This is a genomic window from Spirosoma koreense, assembly GCF_054777875.1.
This window is the reverse complement of sequence record NZ_BAAHAC010000022.1, coordinates 574,909-597,291: the sequence shown is the minus strand read 5'-3', so window position 1 is coordinate 597,291 and position 22,383 is coordinate 574,909. Positions and strand designations below refer to the sequence as shown.

General features: G+C 55.8%; 15 protein-coding genes. 3 read left to right on the top strand and 12 right to left on the bottom strand.

The features are described 5' to 3' along the window. Positions 1-7: 7 nt before the first annotated feature. Positions 8-1,813 (bottom strand): gamma-glutamyltransferase, encoded by a 1,806-nt coding sequence (ggt, locus tag ACYVC2_RS15905; protein WP_461103430.1) that lies wholly within the window; start codon positions 1,811-1,813, stop codon positions 8-10. Positions 1,814-2,017: 204 nt separating this feature from the next. On the opposite strand from ggt, the gene ACYVC2_RS15900 reads away from it, so the two are divergent. After that, positions 2,018-3,259, top strand: a complete 1,242-nt coding sequence (locus ACYVC2_RS15900; RefSeq protein WP_461103429.1) for an ABC transporter permease — start codon at positions 2,018-2,020, stop codon at positions 3,257-3,259. Between the two features lie 82 nt (positions 3,260-3,341). Here the strand turns inward: ACYVC2_RS15900 and ACYVC2_RS15895 are convergent, their stop codons facing one another. The 8 genes from ACYVC2_RS15895 to ACYVC2_RS15860 all read right to left on the bottom strand — a co-directional run bounded on the left by ACYVC2_RS15895 (position 3,342) and on the right by ACYVC2_RS15860 (position 14,903). After that, complete coding sequence (locus ACYVC2_RS15895) at positions 3,342-5,366, bottom strand: alpha-1,4-glucan--maltose-1-phosphate maltosyltransferase (protein WP_461103428.1); 2,025 nt, start codon at positions 5,364-5,366, stop codon at positions 3,342-3,344. Positions 5,367-5,470: 104 nt separating this feature from the next. Further along, entirely contained in the window at positions 5,471-6,982 is a 1,512-nt protein-coding gene (locus ACYVC2_RS15890) for a phosphatase PAP2 family protein (RefSeq protein WP_461103427.1), read from the bottom strand. A gap of 41 nt (positions 6,983-7,023) precedes the next feature. Then, positions 7,024-7,935 (bottom strand): hypothetical protein, encoded by a 912-nt coding sequence (locus ACYVC2_RS15885; protein WP_461103426.1) that lies wholly within the window; start codon positions 7,933-7,935, stop codon positions 7,024-7,026. Between the two features lie 223 nt (positions 7,936-8,158). Next, a complete protein-coding gene (locus tag ACYVC2_RS15880) occupies positions 8,159-9,706 on the bottom strand; it encodes a vanadium-dependent haloperoxidase (RefSeq protein WP_461103425.1) in 1,548 nt (515 codons plus the stop codon). 8 nt (positions 9,707-9,714) lie between these two features. Beyond that, positions 9,715-10,617 carry a hypothetical protein gene (locus tag ACYVC2_RS15875; protein ID WP_461103424.1) on the bottom strand — a complete coding sequence of 301 codons (903 nt, stop codon included), beginning with the start codon at positions 10,615-10,617 and terminating at the stop codon, positions 9,715-9,717. A gap of 57 nt (positions 10,618-10,674) precedes the next feature. Next, on the bottom strand, positions 10,675-12,906 hold the full coding sequence (locus tag ACYVC2_RS15870; protein ID WP_461103423.1) for a TonB-dependent receptor family protein: 2,232 nt from the start codon (positions 12,904-12,906) through the stop codon (positions 10,675-10,677). A gap of 88 nt (positions 12,907-12,994) precedes the next feature. Beyond that, the gene (locus tag ACYVC2_RS15865) at positions 12,995-14,116 is read right to left on the bottom strand and encodes a hypothetical protein (protein WP_461103422.1); all 1,122 of its coding nucleotides are present in this window, start codon (positions 14,114-14,116) and stop codon (positions 12,995-12,997) included. Between the two features lie 247 nt (positions 14,117-14,363). Then, positions 14,364-14,903, bottom strand: a complete 540-nt coding sequence (locus ACYVC2_RS15860) for a hypothetical protein (RefSeq protein WP_461107155.1) — start codon at positions 14,901-14,903, stop codon at positions 14,364-14,366. Between the two features lie 162 nt (positions 14,904-15,065). Here ACYVC2_RS15860 and moaA point away from each other — a divergent pair, with 162 nt between their 5' ends. Further along, entirely contained in the window at positions 15,066-16,046 is a 981-nt protein-coding gene (gene moaA, locus ACYVC2_RS15855; RefSeq protein WP_461107153.1) for a GTP 3',8-cyclase MoaA, read from the top strand. A gap of 13 nt (positions 16,047-16,059) precedes the next feature. On the opposite strand, the gene ACYVC2_RS15850 is transcribed toward moaA, so the two are convergent. The 3 genes from ACYVC2_RS15850 to ACYVC2_RS15840 all read right to left on the bottom strand — a co-directional run bounded on the left by ACYVC2_RS15850 (position 16,060) and on the right by ACYVC2_RS15840 (position 19,482). After that, positions 16,060-17,019 carry an ABC transporter substrate-binding protein gene (locus ACYVC2_RS15850; protein WP_461103421.1) on the bottom strand — a complete coding sequence of 320 codons (960 nt, stop codon included), beginning with the start codon at positions 17,017-17,019 and terminating at the stop codon, positions 16,060-16,062. 93 nt (positions 17,020-17,112) lie between these two features. Beyond that, positions 17,113-18,609: a capsule assembly Wzi family protein gene (locus ACYVC2_RS15845; protein ID WP_461103420.1), complete on the bottom strand. Its 1,497-nt coding sequence runs from the start codon at positions 18,607-18,609 to the stop codon at positions 17,113-17,115. Between the two features lie 99 nt (positions 18,610-18,708). Further along, complete coding sequence (locus ACYVC2_RS15840) at positions 18,709-19,482, bottom strand: NUDIX hydrolase (RefSeq protein ID WP_461103419.1); 774 nt, start codon at positions 19,480-19,482, stop codon at positions 18,709-18,711. A gap of 87 nt (positions 19,483-19,569) precedes the next feature. Here ACYVC2_RS15840 and ACYVC2_RS15835 point away from each other — a divergent pair, with 87 nt between their 5' ends. Then, complete coding sequence (locus ACYVC2_RS15835; RefSeq protein ID WP_461103418.1) at positions 19,570-22,359, top strand: PQQ-dependent sugar dehydrogenase; 2,790 nt, start codon at positions 19,570-19,572, stop codon at positions 22,357-22,359. The last annotated feature ends 24 nt before the right edge of the window (positions 22,360-22,383 follow it).

Genomic DNA, 22,383 nt, shown 5'->3' with positions numbered 1-22,383 from the left:
GCTTTGCTCAATAGCCTCGGGCCGTATTATCCGCCCGGGGGTCAGACGCGCCTTCGTAAGTCCCATCCGGCCGAATCAGGACGCAGTCCATGCGGCCGAGGGTGTTCGTCAGTTTTTCCAGCATATACCCCCGGTTTTGCAGGGCCTGAATGGTAGCCTCGGAGAAAGCCCCGTTTTCGAAAATGGTCTTATCCGGCAACCATTGGTGGTGAAACTTGAGCGCGTTGACCGCCTGTTGCATGGTCATCCCGTGTTCGATGACGTTCAGGATGGTCTGATAAACGGATGTCATGATGGTAGAGCCCCCCGGCGTACCGACCACCATAAATAGTTTGCCGTTTTTCTCCAGAATGGTTGGTGTCATGGACGAAAGCATCCGCTTGTTGGGGGCAATGGCGTTGGCCTGATTGCCAATAAGTCCGTAAACGTTCGGCACACCGGGTTTCACGCTGAAGTCGTCCATCTCGTTATTCATGAAGAATCCGGCTCCGCCGATCACCACCCGGCTGCCGTAGCCACCATTCAGGGTCGTCGTAATGCTTACGGCATTTCCGTCTTTGTCGACCACCGAAAAATGGGTCGTTTCCAGACTTTCATAGCCCGGAATCATCCCTCCTTTTATGTTTCGACTGTCGGTAGCTTTGGCCCACGAAAAATCAGTCCAGCGGGTGCGGAGATAATCGGGCGAAATAAGCTGGGCGACGGGCACTTTCACAAAATCCGGATCGCCCAGAAACTTCGCCCGGTCGGCATATACCCGCCGTTCGGCCTCGATCATTACCTGTACGGTGCTGTCGCGGTTCCAGCCCCATTTCCGAAGCGGAAACGGTTCGGTGAAGCGCATCATCTGCAACAGGGCCACTCCTCCGCTGGAGGTTGGCGGCATCGTAATGACATTGTACTCTTTGTATTTTGCCTGAATCGGATCGCGCCAGACAGCGTGGTAATTTTTCAGATCTTCTTCGGTAATCAACCCCTTGCCACGTACCATTTCATCGGCCAGCAACCGGGCGGTTTCGCCCTCGTAAAAACCCGCCCGTCCCTGCGCCTGAATTCGCTGCAGGGTTTTCGCCAGATCCATCTGTACCAGCTGGTCGTCCTTATGCCAGCTTGTGGTATCAGTCGGAGCAGTGCTTTTCAGGAAATAGGGCTTTCCGGGATTGATGGTCGTCAGGTCTGTTTTGATCCGGTTGAGCCCGACGGCATCGCGCTCCGTCAGTGCAAAACCCTTCGCAGCCAGATCGACGGCGGGCTGCAGCACCTGCGCCCAGGTCAGTTTACCAAACCGTTTGTGGGCTTCGGCCATCCCATCGACCGAACCCGGTACGCCACTCGCCAGGTGGCCCGTAAAACTCAGCCCCGGCCGAACGTTACCGGCCGAGTCGAGGTACATGTTCTGAGTGGCTCGACCAGGGGCTTTTTCGCGGTAATCGAGCGTATAGGCTTTCCCGTCTTTGTCCCGATAAACCATAAACCCGCCCCCACCGATGTTACCGGCACCGGGGTAGACGACGGCCAGCGCAAACTGCACGGCCACAGCGGCATCGACCGCATTGCCGCCGGCTTTCAGGATGTCCAGGCCAACCTGCGACGCTTCCGGGTGCGCCGACGCCACCATGCCATTCCGGCCGGTTACCCCAACCCGGTTGGAGAAGAAAGGCTTGACCGTCGGGTCTTCGTCGCGGTATTGATAAACACCCTGACTCTGACTGACAGTTTTATCGACAGCGGTGGTCGACGATTGGGTTTTGCAGGCAACAAACCCTGTTGCCAGCAGCAGCGAGAGCCCGAAAGGCCCAATCCGGTAATGCATGGTATACGTCTGATAGGCGATTGAAGTGCCCTAAACTACGAAAAAAGCCGGTTCGGGCAATGCGTCAGTCGCCCACTTATCCCGTCGAGGTCCGCGCTTATCCTAAAAAGGTTGGGTTAGTTGCGGCAATTTATTACCTTCATTCCTCCGAGTCCGACCGGGTTTCGTCCGACTGGTCATTCACTTGTTCACCCGTTGTAACAAATGCAGTTTTTTCGTCAGACGTTCGAAAGTTTTCGATTTGCGTGGCAAGCGTTGCGCTCGAATCTGCTCCGCACCACGCTTTCGCTGCTGGGCGTCACGGTCGGTATTTTTGCCATCATCGCGGTGTTTACCCTGGTCGATTCGCTCGAACGAAACATTCGGGACAGCCTCTCGTTCATCGGCGACAAAGTGGTGTACGTTCAGAAATGGCCGTGGGTTTTCGACGGCGACTTTCAGTGGTGGAAGTACTTCCAGCGCCCCGAACCGTCGTATAAAGAATACCGTTTTCTGAGCGAACGGCTGGAGAATGCGCAGGCTATCGTAGCGATGGATTTTAAAGGACGCGTGACGGTCAAGAACGGCAACAACAGCATGGCCTCGCTCATTCAGGGAACGACCTTCGATTATAATCAGATTTCGGATGTTCCGGTGGAAGTTGGCCGGTATTTTACCCAGCAGGAAATGAACGACTCCCGAAACGTAACCATCATCGGTTCCGACGTGGCCGAGAACGTTTTTCCGGGTCAGGAGCCGCTGGGCAAGACAATAAAAATTAACAGCCTGAATTTTGTGGTCATCGGAGTTCAGGAGCGCAAAGGTGAAAGTATTCTCAACGTAGGCGGCAATCCGGATATCAAATGCCTGATTCCCTACGGGGCCTTCGCCAAAATGTTTCACTCCCTCAATCCCAGCATCGACATTGCCATCAAAGGCTACGACAGCGACGAGGGGCTGCTCGAACTCGAAAGCGAAATCCGGGGGCTGATGCGCACCCGGCGTGGGCTACGGCCGACCCAGGAAGACAGCTTCTCCATCAACCGGCCCGAAGCAGCTGCCAAAGCCATCAGCGGTATTTTTTCGGTACTGACCGTTGCAGGCTGGGTTATCGGTGGTTTCTCGATTCTGATCGGTGGATTCGGCATCGCCAACATCATGTTCGTCAGCGTCAGGGAGCGAACCAACATTATCGGGATTCAGAAATCGCTGGGCGCCAAGAATTATTTCATCCTGTTCCAGTTTCTGTTCGAAGCCGTGCTGCTGAGTCTGGTAGGTGGCCTGGCCGGTATCTTTCTGGTTTACCTGCTGTCGTTCATCAACCTGGGCACCCTCGACTTACAGCTCACAGCGGGCAACATCGCTCTGGGCCTCGGCGTTTCGAGCGTAATCGGCATCCTATCCGGCATCATTCCGGCCTTCTCCGCTGCCAAGCTCGACCCGGTTATCGCCATCCGGGCGAAGTAGGTATGGGTAGGGCTCGGGGGTAAGGGCATGGGGTTGACAAAAGTTTTACCCTCTGCCCTTACCCCCGCGCCTTACCCCACATTTACACTTCAATCCTCAGCAGGTGCATAGGTAACGTATACGGATCGAGTTCGACGTAGTTGTATTCGCCCTGCCAGGTGTAATAGGCCTCCGTCAGCAGATCATGAACGGTGTAAGGCTGGTCGGGGTTGATGCCTAACTCCCAGATCGGCACCTGCACCATTCCGGCCCGGCGGCTATAGGCATCGGTATTGACCACGCAGATCAGCCGGTTGGTCCCCGACACTTTCAGGTAAGCCATGATAGCGTCGTCGCTTACCCGGCAGAAGGTCAGGTTATTGGTGGTCTGCAGAGCTGCATTTTCGCGACGGATTCGGTTGACAACCGTGATCAGGTAAGTCAGCTTGTTGGTTTTCTCCCAATCCCAAAGCCGGATTTCGTACTTCTCGGAGTTCAGGTATTCTTCTTTGTTCGGAAACGGAACGTGTTCCATCAGCTCAAACGAGGGGCCGTATATTCCGTAGTTGCTCGACAGGGTAGCCGCCAGGAAGTAGCGAATCAGAAACTGGGGTTCGTGGCCCCCGTGCAGAATTCCCGGATTGATATCGTGCGTAGTTGGCCAGAAATTCGGCCGGTAAGCGTATCTTATGTCGGTCTGGGTCAGTTCGGTCAGGTACTGCTCCAGCTCATACTTCGTATTTCGCCAGGTAAAGTAGGTGTATGAATGCGCAAAGCCACGCTTGCCCAGCTCCAACATGACCTTTGGCTTGGTAAAGGCTTCGGCCAGAAACAGCATGTCGGGATATTCTTTTTTCACTTCCGCAATGATCCACTCCCAGAACCCAAACGGTTTGGTATGCGGATTATCGACCCGGATGATTCGAACTCCCCACGAACCCCACACCAGCAGTATCCGTTTCAGCTCCTCCCACAAGTTTCGCCAGTCCTCGGTTTCAAAATAAATCGGGTAGATATCCTGGTATTTCTTGGGCGGATTTTCGGCGTACTGGATGGTTCCGTCGGGACGCTTCCTGAACCATTCGGGATGTTCCGTTGCCCACGGATGGTCTGGTGAGCACTGAATGGCCAGGTCCATCGCCACTTCCATACCGTAGTTAGCCGCAATGGCAATCAGATGCTTGAAATCATCGATCGTACCCAGTTCCGGGTGAATAGTATCGTGTCCACCCTCGGCTGAGCCGATTCCGTAGGGTACGCCCGGTTCGCCGGGTTGCCAGACAACCGAATTGTTTTTCCCCTTTCGATGGGCCATACCGATAGGGTGAATGGGCGGCAAGTACAGCACATCGAACCCCATCCCGGAAATACGGGGCAGTAGCGCTTCGACGTCCCGGAACGTACCGTGTTTGCCCTCCTCGCGCGAGGCCGAGCGTGGAAACAAACAATACCACGTACTAAATCCAGCCCTGGCCCGGTCTACTTCTACGCCAAGCTCATGCGAGTAGCGCGTCACGTGCCGCCGTTCGGGGTAGCGATCGGCGTAGAACGTAAACTGGTCACTTTCGGCAATCGAAACGGCTTCGTCGTAGCGGTTCTCGTCGCGAAACATGGCGGCCATATCCACCAGCGCTTTCAGATCGGGGGTTTCCGGTACTGGCTTATTCTTACCCCGCTGCCCTTTCCCCTTCGCTGTCGTGCCGCCTGCCCGTTCGATCATGCCATCGATATACTGCGCGCCAGCCAGCAGTTCGCTCGTAATCCGCTGGCCGTCTTCTACTTTCAGGTGGATTTCGTGCTGCCAGGAGGCCGGATGATCGATCCAGGCTTCGATGGTGTACAGGTATCGCCCCTGCCGGGCGGCAATAAACGAAGCGCCCCACCGATCATTCACGATTAGCGTCATGGCCGTTTCGGTCCAGTCGGCCTCGTCGGCATGTTTATACAGCAGGCGGGCCGCCAGGTAATCGTGCCCATCGGCAAAAATGTCGGCTTCAATAGCGATGACATCACCCGGAATCGCTTTTATGGGAAACCGTCCGCCATCGAGTTCGGGAGCAACCTGCTCGATAACAACGCGGGACTGGCCCGACATGGGTATGTCGGAAAGACGTTTAGCAGAACTCATGCAGTCAATGTTTGCTTAGTAAATCGTGAACGACGGAGTAATGTTACAAAAAATGCAGCTTTGGCCCTGCTGTCGCTCAAGGCTTTTCAGTCGTCCCGGTCCCGTTATTTGGCGCCGTCGGTTTTTGCCGCGTCGATGGCGACCTGCCCAATGGTGGTTCCCCACTTCGTACCCGCATCGATGTCGAACCGATAATGCACTCCAGCATAGAGCCGCGATAAAGCGGCTTCGGTCCCCTGCGCAGTCAGTTGGGTAGCCTGGTCGGGAAACACATAAACCAGCACGGTGGCAGCCGCCGTGGAGATGGTCGCGTGGTCGGATACGTAACTCGGGTAATTGGGTATGCTGGTAGCCGTTTTTATGGCGGGATCGATCTGCGAGGGACGGGGCACGAAATACGTGTATATAGCCGACCAGGAGGCCGTTGCACCATCCTGCATGGCGCGGTTCAGCAGCGCATAGGTGCGTGCCGAACGCAGTTCGTTCTGCCGGGCGTCGCGAATCAGGCCTTCGGCCAGGTAATTCCAGTGGCCAGCCAGGCCGTAGGTCGCAATGCCATCTTCCCAATAACTGGCTATCCGCCACTGATCGCGGGTGCGGTTGCTGGCTACGTTGCGGACTTCGCTGAGCGCCTGCTGAAAGTCAGCCGAGGTCGTTGCGGGAGGAGCACCCGGTGCCGCCCGAAATACCGATACCGAATCATACCAGGTGCTGACGCGCCCCCCCAGCGGCAGTATAGGAGCCAGAACAGGAGTTTCCAGGCTTTTCCATTTCAGGTCGTATGGCGCTTTGGCCAGTGCCGTTTGCCAGGTATTGGTCGGGTCGGCTGCCCGGTCGAACCGGTCGTTTTTGGCCCGGTCAATCACTTTTGCCGCTACGCTGACCGCCAGGTCTTCGCCCGCTTTTACATCGCTGGCCACACTGGCCCCGGCCCACAACCGGCTTTGTTTGTGCTCCGTCGCTTTGGCTTTTAGCCAGCTTGCGTCGTCCGGGAATAAATACGCCAGTACCTGGTAAGAAGCCTCCGCAATGGCTGCATCTTCCGACGGATACGAGGGCACGTCGAGAACAGGTACCCGCGCCACCACGCCCTGCCGCTCCAGCGACGGGCGATTGTACTGATACTTGGCCCGCCAGGCCACCACCAGCGCGTCGTACTGCGCCACGCTCAGCAGCGCGTATACCCGGGCGGCAAACGACTGACTTGCCATCGGATTGGCCGGATCGGTAGACGAAACCTGCCCCGTGGTGGGAGTCAGATAGTTTGGGTACTGATTGTATTTGGCCACCAGCTGCCGGGCAATCTGATTCCAGCGCCGGACGCCCCCATCTACCCAGTACGTAACGGCCGTGTTCTTCTCCGGATTCAAGCTCAGCAGCCCGTTCTTTATGTCGGACAATTCGTGCTGATACCCATCCGACGTCACATCCGCAGGTTGAGGGACCGCAATGTCGGCGGCCGATTTAAGCACGATGGTTCGCCAGGTTCCGCCATCGGCGTCGGTCGTTGCCGGAAGCACCAGCGGCAGAATTCCTTCGTCGATGGCAGGCTCTTTACAAGCCATCACGCTCAGGAGCAAACTGCCCAGAAGACTAAATGAGAAAAACGTTTTCATATCGTTATGACTTTTGGCAAGCCCAGGGATACCCTGGTTGGTTAAGGATACAGGCCAATCACCAGCCCGCCATTGATCCGATCGGATTTACCGATGTTCCGTCCGCTTAGGGTCGTGCTGTACCCAGCCGTCAGCCCCAACTGACCGACGAGCCGCACATAGGCCGTAGCGCCTACCCGCGCAAAGCCAACGGTGTTGGTCGGAAACGGAATTCCGGGGCCGATATTGGTCCCTTCAGAATAGGGAGTTTGCTGCTGAAACCAGCCGTCGATGTAAAGAGCCTTTGTTTTGACCCCCGTTTTGATGATCAGCTCGGTCACGTCCGGCGAGTTGACCTTCACGCCACTGTTGGGATTTAGCTGCGTGGGGTCGTAGGCACTCACGATGTGATCGAGGGCCACCTGGCCCCGGCGAATGTAACCGTACTGACCCGTCAAAAAGAAAGGTCCGGCTTTGTAATGCAGCATGGTTCGGCCGTCGAGGTTACTGGAACCCCGTCCGATCGCTACCAGGGCGTCGTTGACGTAATTCTGCAGCGGCATCGAGTAGCCCACCGCAAACAGCCACGACAGCCGGGTTTTCCCGATCTTGTAATCATACGCTTCCCAGCGCAGGGCCGCCGAGATGTCCTGAAATCCTTCCTGTTTGGGCGAATAACCCGCGCTGGCTTCGGTCCGGACGTAGGGAGCTGCCACGATCAGGTCTAGGTCGTACCCCAGCCCGTAAGAGGCTTTTACCGTTACGGCCTGGGTTGTCACCGTACCCAGATTGGGGTTTCGGGTTTCGGTTTTGTTAATGTAGTAGGTCTCGTATGACTCCTGTGAGCCTATGATCTGCAGATTCGCTTTGCGCTGACCGCGCATAAATCCGTCGACCAGTCCTTGCGCATAAGCCTGTCGGATACCGATCAGATTAAGCAGAAAAACGATGGTAATACCGGCGATTGATCGCATACATCCAGAATAGGGTTACGCAAAAGTAGAGGTTCCGGACGAGCCTACCTCAGTAAGGTGCAATTTCCTTGTGAACGGTATCTGAAAACTGGGCGAGTTTAGTCGGGCAGACGACCGCCCCCGGTAACCCTGTTTGTGCTATCGGCGGACAGTCTTCAAAAAAGTAACCCCGGCCGCAGAACGGCCGGGGACTAAAGTCAACCTATGATAAAAAATAAAGATTTTATAATCCTGACCCGTCGGCTTTTGCCCGTTCCAGCGCGTAGGCGCCAATCTTTTTGCCATGATCCAGCCCGGCATTCGAGTCGAATCGGTAATGAATCAGGCCATACACCCGCGATACGGACGCTTCAGACGCTTCATCCTGGAAGTCCTGGGTTTTATCAGGAAAGATACCACTTAAAACGGTTGCTGCAGCCGCCGAAAATGTCGAGTGCCCCGACGGGTACGAAGGAAAGTTGGGTAATCCCACCGATGTTTTCACGCCAAATTGTTGTGGGCGGGGGTAATAATAGTAGTACTTGGCATCCCAGCAGCCTACGGCCGCATCCATCATCGCCGTACCGACCAGCGCCAGCGTTCGGGCCGTGCGCACTTCGCTGTATTGCGCATCGTGGGCAGCATTCGCAGCCGTGCGGTGCCAGTGACCCGGTGGCGTATAACTGCCGGCTCCGTCCGACCAGTAATTGGCAATCCGGGCCTGATCGCGGGTCTGGCTTTTGTTGATTTGCCGCAGTTCCGTTATGTCTTTCTCGTAGCTATCCGAATTCAGAGCCGGGGGCGGACCGGGCCGTAATTTAACCAGGGTTGCTTTGTCGAAATTCCAGGTGGAGACAGTACCGAAGTTCGGCAGCATAGGAGGCCGGGCGGGGGCCTCCTGGCTTACCCATACCTCGGTCAATCCCCGATCTTTTGCCGCCTGAATCATACCGGCGGTTACGGTCTGGTTGTTGGCCGCGCTCATGCCATCCGTTTTGGCCCGGGCCATTATTTTCGCAGCTACGGCATTGCCCAGCGCTTCGCCCGCGGCCAGGTCGCTTTCAACGTTCATGCCCGCCCACAGACGGCTATTGCGGTGCTCAGCCAGTTTCGCATCCAGGTAAGGCACTTCGCCGGGAAACATCGCTTTCAGGATAACCACCGAAGCAGCCGCCACGACCGCATCTTCCGACGGATACGAAGGCAGCGCCGATACGGGCAGCAGCGGTTTAAGAGCCGCGTCGGTTTTGGCGGGGGCCACGCGGTTATACAGGTACTTGTAGTACCAGGCCGACACCAGCGCATCGTACTGAGCCACACTCAGGTAAGCCAGTGCCCGGGATGAATAGGGCGGGTTGGAGAACGGAAACTTCGGATCGGCCAGTGGGTTAGCCGCGTCGGGCACGGGGTATTTGCCATCAGGTGTCGATGCGGGCGGAATATTGTAGCGCGCGCACAACTCCCGACCGATCTCGTTCCAGCGATAGGCGGCACCGGCCCCCCAGTACGTAACGGCGTCCTGTTGCTCGCTGGTTAGTCCCGTAGCTTTTTGTTTCAGACTGGTTAGTTCGGCCTGGTACGTGGCGGAATTGATGGCGGCAGGAGCCGCGACCGTAACGTCCGTAGGGGCTGTGAGTATGTATGTTTTCCAGGTTCCGGCTTTCTCATCGACATTGGTCGGTGCGTAGGCGGCTTTCTGAGGTTCGTCGATGGTTTTGCTGCACGAAACCACGCCGGCTCCCAGACTGGCCACGAGGGCCGTTACGACGAAAAAACGACTATGTATGTTCATGGCTTTATTCACGCTTTTTTCTTGAAATTAATTTGATACAACACCCCAACCGTGTAGCTGGTACTCTGGCCGACATTCAACCCATCGACCACGTAGCCAACCCGCGCATTGACCCCGATGTGGTGCGGCTGAAATTTACCGTACCAGCCTACCGAAGTCGCCTGCATGTTATTCGTCGGGAAAGGCATGTCGTTCCGGCGAATATTGTCGCCATTGAGGCAGGCCATGCGTTCGGCAAACACTTCCGTCTGCCAGCCTTTTCGCAACACGCCCAGCCGCAGGGCCGCATCGTATACATTAGGAACATTGACCCGGTCGACGTTATACATCCGGTCGTCGGCCTGGTAGGCATCCCGGTCGATTTTAATAGTGCTGCGCCAGCCGTAGCTTCCGTGCGCCGTTACGTACAGACCCGTAGGCGCATGGCGGTAATTGGCCAGCAGGCGCAGCGTCGCCGTACGGCACTGCATCCCGATGGACATCGGCATAAAATCGGGCACGTACCCTCCGATGGGGATCGACGCGCCGACGATACCATGCAGCGAGAAACCGCCTACCTGTACGGCTTTTACTTTCAGCCAGGCCGACAGATCCTGTACGCCACGCTGGCCCATCAGATTTCCCGCACTCGCACTGGTCCAGACGTAGGGCAGACTCAGAATCACATTGACTCGCTTGCTGATGCCATAAGCGGGCATAACCATGGCGCTCTGTGTGGTGAGTGTACCGATGTTGAAATTTTCCCGCTTGAGGCTGTTCTCCCAGTAGTGATCCCAGGAGCTATAGCCGTACATACCGGCCACGCACAATTGATTCTTCCCCATATAGATGGCATCGTGCGGCATCTGCGCCCGAACCGCGAAGGGCATCAGCAGCGAGGTAATAAAAAGACCGATTAAACTTGTTTTCATTGGTTGACAGATTAGTATTACGATGGATTTTTTTGGTTTTGACAGCGTTTTTTTGATTTAAAGCACGAACCCAACCGTCAGGACGGCACTGCGCCCGTCGGAAGGCCAGACACCCGGCCCTGGGTAGAAAGTGGGACGTTTGGTAAAATATTGGGTGTTCAGAAGGTTGTTGATACTGCCCCGTAGGGTCAGGTTTCGCTTCAGACGCCAGCTCCCGTTCAGGTCCCACAGGCTGTAGGCCGGCACTGGACCGATGGCCCCGTTGGCCGACGGCACTGCCGTGTTGAGCGCATCGGAAAAGGTCTGGGCTACGTAGCTGTACTGAAGCGTCAGGCTGGCTGTTCCGTAGCGGGCGCTTAAGCCATTGCGGCTGGTCCAGCGCGGGGCCGACTCGACCTGATTACCCGTCACGTTCCGGTTTTCGGTGCCCGCCGATACCTGACCACGGATGTAGCGGGCGTTGTTATATGCCGTTGACGTAAAGGCGCTGATCAGCACGTTTTCCGTGCGCAACACCTGCGTCTCGATCAGGGCTTCGACGCCCGTGGAGCGGCTGTCGCCGATGTTGGTGCGCAGGATGTAGTTGGCCCCATCGGGGTTAGCCAGCAGCAACGTTCCCAGGCGGTTGCGGTACAGCAGGTCGAAAACCGTCAGGTTTATGTGCAGTCCCTGCCAGTGCCCATCGACGCCAATTTCGGCATTATATCCGTAGGCATCTTTCAGGTTTTTATCGATGCGTTCGTAAACCGAGGTGGGAATGATGTCCTTGAAAACGACCGGCCGGTAAGCCTGCGACCAGCCTCCGTAGATCCGGACGGCCTCCGTCAACTGGTATTGTCCATTGATACCCAGCAGCGCAAAGTGGTGGCTGATGTCTGTGGGTAGATTCTCCGGCGTGTAATACGTGATGGTGCCGCGCATTTCGGTTTTACCCTCTTCCACCCGAATGCCGGGCGAAACCGTCAGGCGGTTGGTCAGCCGAAACTGGTTCTCGGCAAAAAAGGCCAGGTTTTTCGTCCGGAAGTGCAGGTCCCGCTTAAACGGCTCGACCAGGGCCAGATCGAAATCGCTGCCCGTGGTGCCGACGCCGAGTTGCCGACGGTGTAGATCCGTACTCATCAGCTGAACACCACCCGCCAGTGTCGACGCTACCGGCCCCAGCCGATAGTGGTGCAGCATGCGCAATTCGGTCGTGTAGCTGTGAAAATTATCGATATCTACCTGACGGGGTTTGTACTGACCCGTCGTCCGGTTGATGGTGTCCGGAACGGTTGCAAATGCATCGAGCTGAACGCTGTTGCGCGCCCCCAGAACGGCCGATGTCGTCCAGAGGAACCGGGTCCGATCCGACAGTTGCCAGTCGACCTTAATCGAAGGCACGTAGATATCCGGGTTGAAATAATTCCGGCTACGGGTCGACTGGCGCGGGTTCTGGGCAAACATGGCGTCCGTCAGCGGTCCGGGAATCTGATACGTATAGGTCGAGCGACCTACTTCCGCTGTAATGCCCAGTCGTCGAGTAGCCTGGTAATGGAGCCGCCCCAGTTCGGCTTCGGCGTTGGAGCGGCTGTTTTGCCGATAGCCTTCCGAATGACGCCGGTAGTAATAGCCGTAGTAGGTCCACTTGCCTACGCGCCCGCCGATGCCGTTGTAGGTGCTCAGCAACCCATACGAGCCCACGGAGTTGATGCTTTCGAACCCAAACCGACGGGTGGTATCGGCACTTTTGGTTACGTAATTCAGCATACCGCCAAACTGCGCGCCGTATTGCAGCGAAGCCGTTCCCCGAACCAGCTCGACCCGATCGATGCTTTCCATCGGTGGGGAATAATGGCTGGCCGGATAGCCGTACATATCGGAATTGGTCAGTACGCCATTCTGCCGGATGTTGTTTTCCCACGACCGGTGCGGGTCGAGCCCCCGCGTGGCGATGTTGATCTGATTTCCGGTGCCATCCATATCATAAACAAATACCCCCGGAATCCGGGCAAAAACCTGCCGGGGATTCTTCTCGGCTACGTTCGCATCGATTTCCGACAGGCGAATGACTTCGCTTCGCTTACCGCTCATGAGGTAGGTGCCGTGTATGGCCGGCAACGACGCCACCACCGTCGCCCGAACGCCCCGTACCGTCACCTGATTGAGGGTGCGCGTTCGGAGGGAATCGGGAGTAGGCTGAGTCTGCCCGAAGCCGACCAGGGAAAATTGGCTCAGGATAAGCAGCGTCGACAAAACGATTTTTACAGGATTAGCCGAACGGTATATCGACTTATGATTCACTGGTTTCATTATCAATATCCTCAGCAGAACTGAGATAAGGAGGCTGGTAATGAGGCACGACAGGAGCCATCCCTAACTACCAGTTCGTTGAGTGTCACTAAAACCACTTCGCGACGTTGAGCGATACCAGGTAATCGGCGAAAGCGGCATCACCATGACGCTGCCCGGTAGGGTCCTGCAAGTCATAGTAGCTTTTGATCCGATTGCGGTAGACGGCTATCGGCACCGTCAGTGCGGCCGAGAAGCGCCCTTTCATGTAGGCCAGTCCAGGCTCTACCGACACAATGTAGCCCGGCCGACGGAAGCCGTTGCTGCCCCCGATGGCATCGTGCGCCGGAACCCCTTCGACCCGACCGCCGGCCATGACCGACAGACCCGGTATGAAAGGCAGTGCCTGGCTCAACCCAATCCGGGCGGCAAACTGATCGGCTACGGAGAAGTACCCGATGACGGGATCGATGGTGGTGGAAAGGGGGTTCCGCAGTACGCCGTTCGTTTCGCGCGGGTTGAACAGATAAAATCCGTTGGCGTAGGCCGTCAGGCTCTTGGTCACCTGTGCGTATCCCTGCAGTTCGACACTCACGCCCACTCCTCCATCGCCAAGCTGAATCGACTGATCGACGGGTAATTCCACTGTATAATCTTTCCCTTCCTTGTCCAGTCTGTGGAACTGGTCGGTAGCCCGAAAATCACCCGTCGGCAGTTTGACACCCAGCCCGGCTGCAATGTTGGCTTTCGGCAGCTTGACGGGGTTAATCAGCCAGTAGCTTCCCGAAATCCGCAAATCGCCAATTCCCTGCGAACCCGTGTGGAATCGTTTCTGGGCCGGATTGGTCGACACCGCGTTGCCGTAGTGCTCATACAGCGATGAGCGGTCGTAATACTGAACCGGCAGATTGACCGAAAAAGACAGCCGGTTATTGACCAGATACGTCAGGCCTAAGTCGATCGCGTGCGATACGTTGATCACCTGCGTGCCCTGCGCAACGCGCTGGGTCTGCTCAACATCACCCACAAAATGTTTATAGGATCGGAAGAAGCGATAGCCCGCCGATAACTGCCAGTGGCCCGTCCGTTGTTTGAAATAATCGGCAGAATTGGCACCCGCCGGAGCCGCACAGCTCATGTGCCGAACGGCTACACAGCCCTGAGCGAATACTGAATTGGCTATAAGGAAACTACATACCGTCGCGATAACGACCGTAAAAAGTGTTTTCATGATCAGGAAAATGTCTGAGAGAAAGAAACTGGTTTATAGCGCAGCGGGGCGTCGATCCGAAGACCGGCAGCCGATTACGCCTGCAACTCAACCACAGAACTGAGCCGAATAAGAAGTTAGCCGCCAGACAACAGCCTGCCACTATAGACCTCATGCAGACCAATGAACGCAGACACACAGGTGTCTAGCCGCCTTGATCGCGATTAGCCAGCAAACTACTTACAAGAGCACAGTCCTGAGGAATTTCTCAGACTTCAGGCGGGGGCGAATGAACGGGCAGGGCACGGGCCGACACCACAAACACCTGTTCGGGAATGCGGATGGCTTCGCGCCAGTTGGGAGCGAGAAACTTAAAAATAGCGCGGGGGGTCGGCGAATATTCTTTCAGCAGGAACTTCAGAAACTGATTCGCTTTCTGGCGCGATTCGGTATTACCGGTCACGTGATCGTTCAGGAACGAAAGCAGGTCGCTCTGCCAGAACGACCGACTGGTGGTTTGCAGCCCGGAGATGTGCAGCGTGTTACCCCGAATTTCCATGCTGACCACCGAGTAATAATTACCGTGGTAGGTAAAGCCGTCGGAGGTGGTACTGGCAATGGTGCTGGCATCGAGCTTATCTTTGAGTGGAATCTCGAACTCGACGATGCTGTCTACCGACCGATATACGGAAAGCCGTTCGGACAGGTCATGCTCGGCCTGCCACCACGTACCCACAAACACCAGCACATAAGCCAGCGTGTGGTAGAGGAACAAACCAAAGAGACCGATAGAAACCGCTTTCTTCACCAATTCAAGGGGGTAAATTTCTTTCAAAAATAATACTAATTTATCGACAAATCACAACAAGCCGGTAGAATAAGTATTTTTCTGAAATTTACTCAGGCCCCAGGGTCAATTATTCCGGCGGCTGCAATCAAAATGCGTAGATTTGTGTTAGTCCGATACTGCATGCTCTACGACAATCACAACCGCCCCATCACTTACCTGCGCCTGGCCGTAACCGACCGCTGTAATCTACGGTGCTTTTACTGCATGCCCGAAGAAGGCATCAAGTATTTGCCCCGGCACCAAGTGCTGACGTTTGAAGAAATGGAACGGGTTGTCGGTATACTGGCCCGCCTGGGTGTGCAGAAGGTCCGCCTGACCGGGGGCGAACCCTTCGTTCGATCGGGCCTGATGACTTTTATCCGGCGCCTGGCCGACACAGACGGCTTGTCCGATCTGTCTATAACCACCAATGGGGTGCTGACCGCTCCGCACGTGGCCGACCTGGCCAGCCTGGGAGTACGGTCCGTCAACTTGAGCCTGGATACCCTCGACCGGGAGCGCTTCCGGCAGATTACCCGGCGCGATGAACTGCCCGCGGTGTTGAAAACCCTCGACGCACTGCTATCGGCGGGTATTCATACCAAGATCAACGCCGTGGTGATGGATGGCCAGAATATTCAGGATCTGGTGCCGCTGGCCGACCTGACCCGGACGATGCCCGTCGATGTGCGTTTTATCGAAGAAATGCCGTTCAATGGCGAAGGTACCCATTATCCGGTCCTTCACTGGACGCACAAGCGGATCATCGACGAGTTACGAACGCATTTTCCGGCGCTCACCAAGCTCCCTGATCCCCCTTTCTCTACCTCGGCGAATTACCAGATTCCGGGTCATCAGGGAACAATAGGCGTGATTGCCGCTTTTAGCCGAACGTTCTGCGGCACCTGCAACCGCATCCGGTTAACGGCCCAGGGTACGCTTAAAACCTGCCTATACGACAACGGAGTTCTCGACGTACGGGCACTTCTCCGTCAGGGTGCCTCCGACGAAGAACTGACAGCTGCATTTTTACAGGCGTTTGCCCACCGGCCACTAAATGGCTTCGAAGCCGAAGGACAGCGCGCCGTGGTAACCGAATCGATGGCCACCATCGGCGGGTAATCCGAAAAAGCGTTCAGATACGAATGACAACGGGCACAGGCGCCAGAAACTCGTTCGTAAAAAGCGAATCGACATCCATGCGCTGGATCAGCTCCCCATTGGTATCCGTCAGCATTCGGTTACGAATCATCCAGGTAACAAATGAAGACCAGATGGTTCGGTGCATGTACCCCCAGTGGCCTTCCGCATCCAGGTAGTAGCCGGAGACCATCTGCTGGCTTTGCTCCACGAAATTCCGATTTGTAAGCGATGGGTGGTTCGCTGTTTTCATTAAAATCCGACTGGCCTCATCGGGCTCCTTAGCCGCAAACCGAAACCCAGCCGCGGTGGCTTCCACAAACCGACGGAGCGCATCGCTGTTCTCGTCGATCCAGTCGCGGTGAGCGGTCAGTACCGGATTGTAGCCATACGGAATCTCATATTCATCGAACAGAAACTGGTTCAGGTCAACCCCATCGATATCGGCTCTAACGCCTTCCCATGTCAGCCAGAACCAGGCCGCATCGACTTCCCGCGTCAGCAGCGCTTTCCAGATGCCCGACCAGCCCGTTTTGTGCGGAACGAACTGACCACGTCCGCCGTCGTTCTGAATCAATTGCCGGATCAGGTCTTCTTCGTACCGGGCACCGTAGGAGGCATACACTTTACCATCCAGTTCGCATGGCCGGTCGATTCCACTTTCTTTCAGCGTAACGATCGCGCTGATATCACGAGCCAGCAGGGTCGCCACGGCTACCAGCGGTACACCATTCGTCTGATAGCTGATTACGCTTTCGGAAGGGGTGATGGCCAGGTGAGCATCGTTCTGCGCTACTCGCCGGGCCGGCATGGTCTGGTAGTTCTGCTCATCGGGCGAAATGAGCTGTACATCGAGTCCGGCCTCTTTATAGGTTCCTTTCGCCAAGGCGACATAGAACCCGGTGTGGTTGGTGTTGGGCGTTCGGTCGAGCGCTAAACGAATTGGTGTATTCATGCGTCGCGGTAGTGTTACGGCTTTTTAACAAGCCAAAAAAAGGAAAGTTTCTTAATATATTCAGAATCTATCGATCGTGAGGAACAGCCGAATTTATTGAATCCGACGCCAGACGGTCTTACGTAAGCCGATGTATCCTCCCACGGCATTAGTGTATAATTGCCCCAAGTCGGCGGAAACGGCTGCGGTCAGCGACAGGCCACCCATCCAGGACAAAGGCGCACCAAGCTGAATGAGCGAGGAAAACTGACCGGGTGTTCCGGCCAGGGGCTCGGCCATCGGGATACCGTAGTTCTTACTGTACGAAAGTTTCGCCATCAGGCTCATCCGTTGCGCTACGGTAGCGCGCATGGCAAGGTGTGCCATCTGTATCCGGTTATTATTCACGACCCAGTGTGCATTATGCTGGTATTCGGGTTTTGTATCCTGCTTTAGAGTAATGAACGGCGTGCCGATAATTCTGTTTTTATAAGCCCAGCCTTCCTGATACTGCTGGTTGTTGAAGTAATTGTCAGCTCCAAATATTTTGTTGAACGGATCATAAATAGGGCCGCTCTGATTTAGGGTAGATAGAAATTCAATCAGAAAATCGTCGATTCGGAAGGCAGACGACCCCTGACTCACGGGTTGGATCCGCAGGCCGCTCAGCCCGTCGGGAAGATTTTTGAAAAACAACCCCGACGAATCATCGAAACTATGCTGATGATACAGCATCAGGGTAACCACCGGCAGCCTGAGTTCAAACCCGAAATCGACGCTACCAATATGATTGCCGTACAGGTTCGTGTAATCATAGGACGTAATCCGGGGGTTGTCCAGCCCGTCGGTACGAATAGCGAAGAGCACGTTCGGAAAATCGCGCAGTTGGCCGGGCAGATTACCATTGACGGCATAATGGTAATCCAGTGAATCGGAATGCCCGCCCCATTGCACGCTGTGATTCACGCCTATGTATACGCGTACCGGCGAAGCGGGCTTACCGACCCGAAAAATAACCGATTTCTGATGCAGAAACGAATGTTGCATGTAGTCTGTATTGGCAAACCAGCCGTGCGCCATGAAGGCATTGATGGCCAGCCATTTTCGCCGACCGATGGGGGCAAACCCTTTCGTACCGATCTGAACTTTAGGCAGTGGCAGGGCATTGCCCGACCAGGCGTAGGAACCGGAAGTAAGCGTCGTATCGACCAGCCCAATCACGTCGCGTCGGCGGCCAACGACCAGTTCGAGTTGCCGATGGGCCAGTCTCAGGTAATATTCCGGAGCCAGGAGTTGGGCTTCTTTTCCGGCATTGCCAACGACCTCAGCCGCGTAACTAAGCACCCAGGCCCGGCTCGGCGCTTTCCGGGCATATGACCCGGACGTATCGGTTAGCAGCACAGCTCCCGACAACCCTGCCCGGAGCGTACCGACGGGAGCCGAGTTCGGAACGACGCCGAACTGGTTGGCCCGTAACCAGAAGGGTGTTCGCCCGGACGAGGAAACCAGCCCCCCTACTTCGACATGGGCCTGATGCAGGCTTCGGGGTTGAGCCAGGGCTGGGAAATAAGCGTAGATAAGTAGTATAGGGAAGAGGAAAGGGTGTTTCATACCCCAAAGAAATACGTTTCTGCGAATACCTACCCTATCGTGCGTATTAACCGGTAATCTTTCCGGATGAGCTGTGATTTCTGTCGCTTGGCAACGGCTTTACCCCACAAAAAGGCTTTCGTCGGCCAGCGCTTTTTCGTATTTTTCCTTATCGAACCGGTACAGATACGGCGCTTTATGGGCTCCGCCGGTTTTCCGCTCATCCAGCCGCTCCAGAATCCCGTAGCCGAGCATCCGCTTCTGAAAATTCCGCCGGTCGAGCGACTGCCCCAGAATCGTTTCGTAGAGCTGCTGCAAGTCGGGCATGGTAAACTTTTCGGGTAGCAGCTTATACCCGATCGGTTGATAGCTGAGCTGCCGACGCAGGGTTTTCAGGGCCAGCCTGATCATCTCGTTGTGGTCGAAGAGCAGCTCCGGAATCTGGTCGATGTCCCACCAGCGGCATTCTTCGGTGAAAAAATCGGGCGTCGGCACGACGTCGGCAAACTCGACCAGCGCGTAATAGCCCACCGACACATCGCGACTGACAATCTCCCGGATCACCTCTTCATCCAATCCCAGCCGGGTCAGCGTTTCTTCCCGACTAAAATGGGTATAGCGCATCACATCGCCAAAGGTGTGAAACTGCTGCAGAAACACCTCGCTCAGGCCCGTTCGCTCGTGCAGGCTTCGGTAGGCTGCGTCTTCCATATTTTCCTCATGCCGGATTCGGCCACCGGGCAGACACCAGTCGTCGGTTCCTTTCCAGCGCAGCAACAGCACTTTTAGCTGTCCATCGTGAAAGCCGAAGATGACGCAGTCGATGGATACCGAAGGCATGTAGTTGGTTTTGAAGTCGGTCACGAAACGCCGAAGCTCTTTTTTGTACTCCATCGGGAAAATTTAAAAATTAATGTAGTGTGTACAGAGTACACATTAACAAAATTCTACTATCATTGTGTTAAAAATACACATCTACCTATGAGCCGCCATTTTCTCCTGTCGAAATCACACCGAACCGTCGCGACCCTGTGTCTGGGCGCTGTCGGGCTCTGGGCCTACTCGGTTCGTCCGTTCGTGGCCCCCGGCGATGCACCCGACGAAAATCGTTTCACAAAAGTAGTTCTGGCCGAAAAACTTAATGAGCCACTCGAAATGGCCATTCTACCCGACGAGCGGGTTCTTTTTATCGAGCGGCATGGCAACGTTCAGTTGTACTCGCCAACCACGAAGCAGGTGAAAACCATCGCGACGATTCCGGTCAGCACGAAGTATAAAGATAAGGAAGGACACGAAACCGAGGCCGAAGACGGATTGCTGGGGGTGAACATCGACCCCAATTTTGAGAAAAATCACTGGCTGTATCTGTACTACTCGCCTGCCGGCCCGGAGTCGAAAAACATCCTGACCCGCTACGAACTGCGGGGCGATGAACTGGTGCTGGCGTCGAAGAAAGTGCTGCTGGAAGTGCCGGTTCAGCGCGAACAGTGCTGCCATACGGGCGGCTCGATCGACTGGGATCGGGAGGGCAACCTGTACCTCTCGACGGGTGACAACACCAGCCCCCGCGCCACGCTCTACGCCCCCATCGACGAACGACCCGACCGAGGCCCCTGGGATGCTCAGAAATCATCGGGGAATACAGCCGACTTGCGCGGAAAAATCCTACGCATTCATCCCGAAGCCGACGGTACCTATACCATTCCGGAAGGCAACCTGTTTCCGAAGGGCACTGCCAAGACCCGGCCGGAGATTTATACTATGGGCCACCGAAACCCATATCGCATTTCGGTCGACAAACACACGGGTTATGTTTACTGGGGCGATGTCGGTCCCGACGCGGGTGTCGATTCGGCCGGAGTTGGCCCCACGGCAGAGGATGAATACAACCAGGCCCGAAAACCGGGAAATTTCGGCTGGCCGTATTTCGTGGGCGACAACAAAGCGTACAATGACGTAGATTTTACGACGGGTAAGTCGGGAGCTAAATTCGACCCGGCACACCCGTTCAACGACTCGCCCAACAATACAGGAATGCATGACCTCCCTCCGGCTCAACCGGCGATGATCTCGTATACGGCGGCCGCGACCAAGAAGTTTCCACTGATGGGCACCGGCGGGCGTAGCGCCATGGCCGGACCGACTTACTACAAAGACGATTTCAAAAGCGCGAAACGACCATTTCCGGAGTATTACAACGGTAAAGTATTTCTCTACGAATGGATGCGCGATATGATCCTGGCCGTCAGTTTCGACAGTAAGGGCGACATGACCACCATGGAACGCTTCCTGCCGAACATGCCTTTCAGCCATCCGATCGACATGGCATTTGGGCCGAACGGCGATCTGTACGTGCTCGAATACGGCACGGGCTGGTTTCTCAAAAACGACGATTCGCGGCTGGTCCGGATCGAGTTCAACGCGGGCAACCGCAAACCTAATGTGCAGGTAGCCGCTAGCCAGAAAGCCGGTGCCGTTCCGCTAAAAGTGGCCTTATCGTCGGAAGGCACCAAAGATTTCGACGGCGACGCGCTGACCTATCAATGGAAAATCATGAGCAAAGCGGGCGGTCAGCCAACGGTGCTGAACGAACCCAGCCCGACATTTACGTTTCAGAAACCGGGGCAATACAAAGCCATTCTAACCGTAACCGACGCCCATGGCCTGAAAGACGCCCGCGAGATCGACATTCTGGCCGGCAACCAGCCCCCGGTCGTTTCGCTGGACATTACCAAAGGCAACAAGAGCTTTTATTTTCCCGGACAACCCATTGCCTATGAGGTGCGCGTAACCGACAAAGAAGACGGTAGCCTGGCTGGATCGGTCGCGGCTCCGGGGCGAATTCAGCCGAAACAGGTGGTGGTGCGCGCCAACTACCAGGACGAAGCCACCGCCCAGAATGCCAGTGAGGCAGGCCATAAATTCTCCGAAGCTACTTACCTCGGAACGGGGCAGGTGCTGATGGAAAAGAGCGACTGCAAAGCCTGCCATTTCACTGATAAAAAGTCCGTTGGCCCTGCCTTCGTCGATGTAGCGAAACGGTACAAAGGCGATGCCAACGCCGTTGCCAGCCTGTCGAACAAGATCATCAAAGGGGGCGGGGGTGTCTGGGGCGACGCCATCATGACGGCTCACCCGCAGCTGACTTCGCCCGATGCCAGCGAGATCGTCAAATACATTCTGACGCTATCGGACAAAAAGGTAGCTACCCCCTCATTGCCGACCCAGGGAACTTATACGCCCGATAAGGCCGAAACGGGTAATCTGGTTTTGCAGGCATCGTACAAAGACAAAGGGGCCAATGGGCTTCCGGCGCAGACGTCCGAAGCCGTGCGTCTCCTGCGAAATCCGCTGGTGGCGATGGGCGCCAGCAACAGCCAATCCAAAGGGATTACGCTCTTTAAAATGGGTACCCAGCCGTTTCCGCTCGTGATTGTGATGGCGTCGGACACATACGTTCAGTTCAACAAGCTTGACCTGACGGGTATCCGGACGATGGAATTTGCCGTAGCGGTGCCGAAAACGCAGCTCATGGCGGTAGGCGGTCGCGTCGAAATACGACTGGATTCGCCGACGGGGCAGCTCCTGGGCCAGACCGAAGAGTTGGTCCCGAACGAAAGCAAAGATCCGGCCGATATGTTTAAGCCCAGCCTGGCGAAGGTTACGATTACACCCGCTACCGGCGAACATGATCTGTATTTCGTCTTCAAAAATGAGAAAGCCGGTAAATCCCCGCTGTTCGTCCCCGTTACCGTTCAATTTGCCAACTGATTTCACCTAACCCGCCCCCGCTAC

What these genes read in the sequence shown, in the direction of transcription:
- ACYVC2_RS15880 (WP_461103425.1), bottom strand. Translation starts at nt 9,706, where the DNA reads ATGAACATACATAGTCGTTTTTTCGTCGTAACGGCCCTCGTGGCCAGT.
- ACYVC2_RS15835 (WP_461103418.1), top strand. Translation starts at nt 19,570, where the DNA reads ATGAGCCGCCATTTTCTCCTGTCGAAATCACACCGAACCGTCGCGACC.
- ACYVC2_RS15890 (WP_461103427.1), bottom strand. Translation starts at nt 6,982, where the DNA reads ATGAAAACGTTTTTCTCATTTAGTCTTCTGGGCAGTTTGCTCCTGAGC.
- ACYVC2_RS15850 (WP_461103421.1), bottom strand. Translation starts at nt 17,019, where the DNA reads ATGAATACACCAATTCGTTTAGCGCTCGACCGAACGCCCAACACCAAC.
- ACYVC2_RS15840 (WP_461103419.1), bottom strand. Translation starts at nt 19,482, where the DNA reads ATGGAGTACAAAAAAGAGCTTCGGCGTTTCGTGACCGACTTCAAAACC.
- moaA (WP_461107153.1), top strand. Translation starts at nt 15,066, where the DNA reads ATGCTCTACGACAATCACAACCGCCCCATCACTTACCTGCGCCTGGCC.
- ACYVC2_RS15845 (WP_461103420.1), bottom strand. Translation starts at nt 18,609, where the DNA reads ATGAAACACCCTTTCCTCTTCCCTATACTACTTATCTACGCTTATTTC.
- ggt (WP_461103430.1), bottom strand. Translation starts at nt 1,813, where the DNA reads ATGCATTACCGGATTGGGCCTTTCGGGCTCTCGCTGCTGCTGGCAACA.
- ACYVC2_RS15900 (WP_461103429.1), top strand. Translation starts at nt 2,018, where the DNA reads ATGCAGTTTTTTCGTCAGACGTTCGAAAGTTTTCGATTTGCGTGGCAA.
- ACYVC2_RS15875 (WP_461103424.1), bottom strand. Translation starts at nt 10,617, where the DNA reads ATGAAAACAAGTTTAATCGGTCTTTTTATTACCTCGCTGCTGATGCCC.
- ACYVC2_RS15895 (WP_461103428.1), bottom strand. Translation starts at nt 5,366, where the DNA reads ATGAGTTCTGCTAAACGTCTTTCCGACATACCCATGTCGGGCCAGTCC.
- ACYVC2_RS15885 (WP_461103426.1), bottom strand. Translation starts at nt 7,935, where the DNA reads ATGCGATCAATCGCCGGTATTACCATCGTTTTTCTGCTTAATCTGATC.
- ACYVC2_RS15865 (WP_461103422.1), bottom strand. Translation starts at nt 14,116, where the DNA reads ATGAAAACACTTTTTACGGTCGTTATCGCGACGGTATGTAGTTTCCTT.
- ACYVC2_RS15870 (WP_461103423.1), bottom strand. Translation starts at nt 12,906, where the DNA reads ATGAAACCAGTGAATCATAAGTCGATATACCGTTCGGCTAATCCTGTA.